5 protein-coding genes are annotated in these 6,132 nt (G+C 71.2%); 3 read left to right on the top strand and 2 right to left on the bottom strand.

Features of this window, described 5'->3' with window-relative positions:
• Nucleotides 1-338: 338 nt before the first annotated feature.
• Nucleotides 339-1,280 (bottom strand): cation diffusion facilitator family transporter, encoded by a 942-nt coding sequence (locus ACWF94_RS30410; RefSeq protein ID WP_453495586.1) that lies wholly within the window; start codon nt 1,278-1,280, stop codon nt 339-341.
• A 185-nt stretch (nt 1,281-1,465) separates the two neighbouring features.
• A complete protein-coding gene (galE, locus tag ACWF94_RS30405) occupies nt 1,466-2,461 on the bottom strand; it encodes a UDP-glucose 4-epimerase GalE (protein WP_453495583.1) in 996 nt (331 codons plus the stop codon).
• A gap of 265 nt (nt 2,462-2,726) precedes the next feature.
• Here galE and ACWF94_RS30400 point away from each other — a divergent pair, with 265 nt between their 5' ends.
• The 3 genes from ACWF94_RS30400 to ACWF94_RS30390 form a co-directional block, all read left to right on the top strand.
• Nucleotides 2,727-4,559: a DUF5941 domain-containing protein gene (locus ACWF94_RS30400; RefSeq protein ID WP_453495589.1), complete on the top strand. Its 1,833-nt coding sequence runs from the start codon at nt 2,727-2,729 to the stop codon at nt 4,557-4,559.
• Complete coding sequence (locus ACWF94_RS30395) at nt 4,556-5,305, top strand: phosphocholine cytidylyltransferase family protein (RefSeq protein ID WP_453495580.1); 750 nt, start codon at nt 4,556-4,558, stop codon at nt 5,303-5,305. The genes ACWF94_RS30400 and ACWF94_RS30395 overlap by 4 nt, the downstream gene beginning before the upstream one ends.
• On the top strand, nt 5,293-6,132 hold an 840-nt coding region (locus tag ACWF94_RS30390; protein WP_453495577.1), incomplete at its 3' end, for an iron-containing alcohol dehydrogenase family protein. The genes ACWF94_RS30395 and ACWF94_RS30390, both read left to right, overlap by 13 nt.

The raw sequence follows: 6,132 nt of genomic DNA, 5'->3' as shown, positions 1-6,132 counted from the left end.
TCGCCCTGTGGGGCCCGTCCAGTCTGCCGTACGGAGGCGGCTTGTCCGCACTTCACCGGCCCGGGCATGTCCACCGCTCCCGCCCCCGCCCGGCGGCGGGAGCGGGAGCGCGCGCCGGGCGCCGCAGGCCCCCGGGCACCAGGGTCTGCCCTGTGACGCGCCCTGGGAACCATCGGGCACCGGAGCGGTCATCGTCCTGTCCGTTACGCCGAAAGATGGCCGAATTACATACCGTGATGTCGGCTCGAAAACCTCGGCACGCCCCAGGGGGACTCAGTGGCCCCGGCGGGACTCAACGACCCCGGAGCGCCTCGGCAGCCCCAGCAGTCCCAGCGGCCTCAGCGACAGAGGCTGGCCTCGTGCTGGGCATGACCGGCCGGCTCCAGCTGGAAGGTGCAGTGCTCGACATCGAAGTGGTCCCCCAGACAGCCCTGGAGATCGTGGAGCAGCCGCTCATGGCCGACCGAGTCCAGTACGTCCGGGCTCACCACCACATGCGCGGAGAGCACCGGCATCCCGGAAGTGATCGTCCAGGCGTGCAGATCGTGCACGTCCTCCACGCCCGGCAGGGCCACGATATGCGCCCGTACCTCCGCCATGTCGACGTCCTTGGGCGCAGACTCCAGCAGCACGTTGAGGGTCTCGCGCAGCAGTTTGAGCGTACGCGGAACGATCATCAGCCCGATCACCAGCGAGGCGATCGGGTCCGCCGCCTGCCAGCCGGTGGTGAGAATGACCGTCGCCGAGATCAGGACCGCGACCGAGCCCAGCGCGTCGTTGAGCACCTCCAGATACGCTCCGCGCACATTGAGGCTGTCCTTCTGGCCGCGCATCAGCAGCGAGAGGGAGACGATATTGGCCACCAGGCCGACCAGGGCGAAGACGATCGTCATACCGCCGTTGGTCTCGGCGGGTGTGATGAACCGCTGCACCGCCTCGAAGAGCACATAGCCGCCCACACCCAGCAGCAGGAGACAGTTGGCGAGCGCGGCGAGTATCTCCGCCCGCGCCAGGCCGAAGGTGCGATTGGTGCTCGGCGGCCGGTTGGCGAAGTGGATGGCGAGCAGTGCCATGGCGAGTCCGACGCCGTCCGTCGCCATATGGGCGGCGTCGGCGACCAGGGCGAGCGATCCGGTGACGACACCGCCGACGATCTCCAGGACCATCACACTCAGTGTGATCGTCAGCGCGATGCGCAGCCGTCCCCGGTAGGCCGCCGCCGCGGTTCCGGTCGGCGGCGGGCCGCCGTGTGTGTGTCCGTGGTCGTGCCCTGCCCCCATAGCAACGTCCTCCAAGCGGTCGGGACTGTGTCGGTCCGAGGCTCAGTGAACTACTGGTAGGGGGTATGTGCAACACGGCATTGAACACCGTTGTCATATCGCCTGACCTGCGGAAACGATCCGCAGGTCAGGGCACCCTTACTTCATTCGGACGCCGGGGGGCGGATGGGTCCGGCCGTGGACGATCACGTCGCGCGGACGGCCTCCGGATGCCGCAGACACCAGCCCTCCCACGCCGACCCGACCATCTCGCGCACCCCGTGCGAGGCCGACCAGCCCAGCTCCCCGGCGATCCGGTCCACCGAGGCGACCGCCTTCGCCGCATCGCCCGGACGGCGCGGCTCGATGACCGGCTCCGCGCCGTATCCCGTGACCTCGCCCACCACATCCGCCAGCTCCCGCACCGAGACCCCGACCCCGCGCCCGATGTTGACCGTGAGATCACCCGGCCCCCCCGGACCGCCGTGCCCGGCCAGCCGGCGGGCCACCGTGAGATGGGCGTCCGCCAGGTCCGCGACATGGATGTAGTCGCGGATACAGGTGCCGTCCGGTGTCGGGTAGTCGTCCCCGAAGATCCGGGGTGCCTCACCCCGGGTGAGCCGGTCGAAGAACATCGGGATGATGTTGAACACCCCGGTGTCCGCCAGCTCAGGACGGGCCGCGCCCGCCACATTGAAGTAGCGCAGACAGGCCGTCGACAGCGAGTGCGCCTGTCCCGCCGCCCGGACCAGCCACTCACCGGCCAGCTTGGTCTCCCCGTACGGATTGATCGGCACACAGGGAGCCGACTCCGGGATCAGCTCCAGCTCCGGGACCCCGTACACCGCCGCCGAGGACGAGAAGAGGAACTTGCGCACACCGGCCTTGACGACCGCTTCCAGCAGCACGGTCAGTCCGTGCACATTCTCCGTGTAGTAGTGCAGCGGCTGCTCCACCGACTGCCCGACCTGCTTCTTCGCCGCGAGATGAACCACTCCCGTGACCTCGTGCTCCGCGAACGTACGGTCCAGCAGCTCCCGGTCCAGCACCGTCCCGCGCACCAGCGGAATCTCCCCGGGCAGCCGCTCGACAACGCCCGACGAGACATCGTCGAGTACGACGACCTTCTCCCCCGCACCGGACATCGCATGTGCCACATGCGCACCGATATATCCCGCTCCACCTGTGATCAGCCAAGTCATACGCATAAGCCTATGGCCTGTCCGAGGCCGTGGACGGCGCGGTTTGTGAGCCGGGGCAACGATCGACAATGATGATCCGGTGCCGGGGTTCCCTGGGGTACCCGCGGGCCCGAAGTGGGCGTGAACAGGCAGTGAACTCCCGCTTGTGCTAATCCGATAGCCTCTGCCGAAAGCCCCTGCCGACGTGCCGCCGCCCGCGTACCCGGGCCGGGCCGCCGCGCACCCACACCCTCGGTTCACCCTCGGTTTCAAGGAGTGAGTTCGTCTGTCGACCGCCATCCTCACCGGTCCGCCCGCACCAGGATCGTCACTCGATGGCGATCTGCGGTCGCTGGGTTTCGACGTACGGGTCTCACCGGGCGGCGACGGGACCGCCGCGCTCCTCGCCACGGTCCCCGCCACCGAGCGGGTCGCCGTCGTGGACGCGCGCTTCGTCGGACATGTCCACTCGCTGCGCCTCGCGCTCACCGACCCCCGCTTCCCGGTGGCCGCCGTCCCCGGCGCGCTGACCGCCCGGCCGGAGGCCCGGGGCGCGCTGACCCGCGCCCTGGCGGACGGGCGGGAGGCCGCTGCCGGCTCCGCCCCCGCCGGCACCGCCCTGGCCTCCGCCGTGATCCTGCCGGACGCGCTCGCCGAGGCGCTCACCGCCGACGGCACCGCCGTGCACCGCCCGCAGCTGGGCTCGCTCGTCGCCACCGTGCCCGACGACGCCCGCTCCCGGGAGGCGGCCCGCGAGGCCGTCGCGGACGTGGACGAGGAGGCCGTACGGCTGCGCTCGGCCGTGAAGGCCCGCGACGGCTTCTTCACCACCTTCTGCATCAGCCCCTACTCCCGCTACCTCGCCCGCTGGTGCGCGCGCCGGGGGCTGACCCCCAACCAGGTCACCACCGCATCGCTGGTCACCGCGCTGATCGCGGCCGGCGCGGCGGCCACCGGCACCCGCGGCGGCTATGTCGCCGCCGGAGTGCTGCTGCTCCTCTCGTTCGTCCTGGACTGCACCGACGGGCAGCTCGCCCGCTACTCGCTCCAGTACTCCACGATGGGCGCCTGGCTGGACGCCACCTTCGACCGCGCCAAGGAGTACGCCTACTACGCGGGCCTCGCCCTGGGCGCCGCCCGCGGCGGTGGCGGAGATGATGTGTGGGCGCTGGCGCTCGGGGCGATGATCCTCCAGACCTGCCGCCATGTCGTGGACTTCTCCTTCAACGAGGCCAACCACGACGCGGTCTCCAACACCAGCCCCACCGCCGCCCTCTCCGACCGGCTCGACAGCGTCGGCTGGACGGTCTGGGTGCGCCGGATGATCGTGCTGCCGATCGGCGAGCGCTGGGCCATGATCGCCGTACTGACGGCCGTGGCCACCCCCCGGATCGTCTTCTACGCCCTGCTGATCGGCTGCGCCTTCGCCGCCTGCTACACCACCGCCGGACGGCTGCTGCGCTCCCTGACCCGCAGGGCCACGCGCACCGACCGCGCGGCGGCGGCGCTCGCCGACCTCGCGGACTCCGGCCCGCTCGCCGAGGCCGTCGCCCGCGCCGGGCGGGGAATCGTCCGGGGGCTGCCCGCGATGGCCCCGCCGGTGATCGCGCTCCTCGGCGGCGCGGCCCTGGTCGTGGCCGCCGCCCTCGGCGACCACGGCTCATACGTCCCCGTCGCCGCCGCGGTCCTCTACGCCGTCACCTCCGGCCTCGCCGTCGCCCGCCCGCTCAAGGGCCCGCTCGACTGGCTCGTGCCCCCGGTGTTCCGGGCCGCCGAGTACGGCGCGGTCCTGGCGTTCGCGGTCCGGGCGGACGAACCGGGGGCCCTGCCCGCGGCCTTCGGCCTGGTGGCAGCCGTCGCCTACCATCACTACGACACGGTCTACCGCATCCGCGGCGGCACGGGTGCGCCCCCGGCCTGGCTGGTCCGGGCGATCGGCGGGCACGAAGGCCGTGTCCTGGCCGTCGCGCTGTCGGCCGCCCTCGTCGCCGCACCCGACTTCACCATCGCGCTGACGGCCATCGCCGTCGTCGTCGCAGTCGTGGTCGTGGTGGAGAGCATCCGCTTCTGGGTGTCATCCGCCGCGCCCGCCGTACATGACGAAGGAGAACCCGCATGATCGGCCTCGTACTGGCAGCCGGTGCCGGACGGCGTCTTCGCCCCTACACCGACACGCTTCCGAAGGCCCTCGTGCCCCTGGAGGACGGCGACGGCGCCAGAACCGTCCTCGATCTGACCCTCGCCAACTTCGCCGAGATCGGACTCACCGAGGCCGCGATCGTCGTCGGCTACCGCAAGGAGGCCGTCTACGAGCGCCAGGCCGCCCTGGAGGCCGCGTACGGCATCCAGCTGACCCTCGTCGAGAACGACAAGGCGGAGGAGTGGAACAACGCCTACTCCCTGTGGTGCGCCCGTGACGTCCTCAAGCGCGGAGTCATCCTCGCCAACGGCGACACCGTCCACCCCGTCTCCGTCGAACGGACCCTGCTCGACGCCCGGGGCGGCGGCCGGAAGATCATCCTCGCCCTCGACACGGCGAAGCGGCTCGCCGACGAGGAGATGAAGGTGATCACCGAGGACGGCCGGGGAGCGCGCCGCATCACCAAGCTGATGGACCCGGCCACCGCCACCGGCGAGTACATCGGCGTCACCCTGATCGAGCCCGAGGCCGCCGGGGACCTGGCGGACGCGCTGAAGACCACCTTCGAGCGGGACCCCGATCTCTACTACGAGGACGGCTACCAGGAGCTGATCGGCCGAGGCTTCACCATCGACGTCGCCCCCATCGGGGACGGCGTGGCCTGGGTGGAGATCGACAACCACGACGACCTCGCGAAGGGCCGTGAGATCGCGTGCCAGTACTGACCCGGCTCATCCCGTCGCCGGTCGTCGTCGACATCCGGCCGGGCGCCCTGGACGATCTGGCGGCCATCCTCGCCGACCAGCGCATCTCGACCTCCGGGACACTCGCCGTCGCCATCAGCGGCGGCTCCGGACGCGCCCTGCGCGAGCGGCTCGCCCCGGTCCTGCCCGGCGCCGACTGGTACGAGGTCGACGGCGGCACCATCGATGCCGCCGTCAAGCTCGCGGACTCCATCAAGGGCAGGCGGTACGACGCCGTCGTCGGCCTCGGCGGCGGCAAGATCATCGATGTGGCGAAGTACGCGGCGGCCAGGGTGGGCCTGCCGATGGTCTCCGTCGCCACCAACCTCGCCCACGACGGCATCTGTTCGCCCGTCGCCACGCTCGACAACGACAACGGCCGCGGCTCGTACGGTCTGCCCACCCCGATCGCCATGGTGATCGACCTCGATGTCATCCGGGACGCCCCGCCCCGGTTCATCCGCTCCGGCGTCGGCGACACCATCTCCAACATCTCGGCGATCGCGGACTGGGAACTCGCCCACCACGTCAACGGCGAGCCGGTCGACGGACTCGCCGCCGCCATGGCCCGTACGGCGGGGGAGGCCGTGCTGCGCCACCCGGCGGGCATCGGCGACGACGCCTTCCTCACGGTCCTCGCCGAGGCGCTCGTCCTCACCGGAATCGCCATGTCGATCAGCGGGGACACCCGGCCCTCGTCGGGTGCCTGCCACGAGATCAGCCACGCCTTCGACCTGCTGTACCCGCAGCGCGCCGCGAGCCACGGCGAGCAGGTCGGTCTCGGCGCCGCCTTCGCCATGCATCTGCGC

It is taken from the genome of Streptomyces sp. NPDC055078, assembly GCF_053607985.1.
This window is presented reverse-complemented; position numbering and strand designations above follow the sequence as displayed.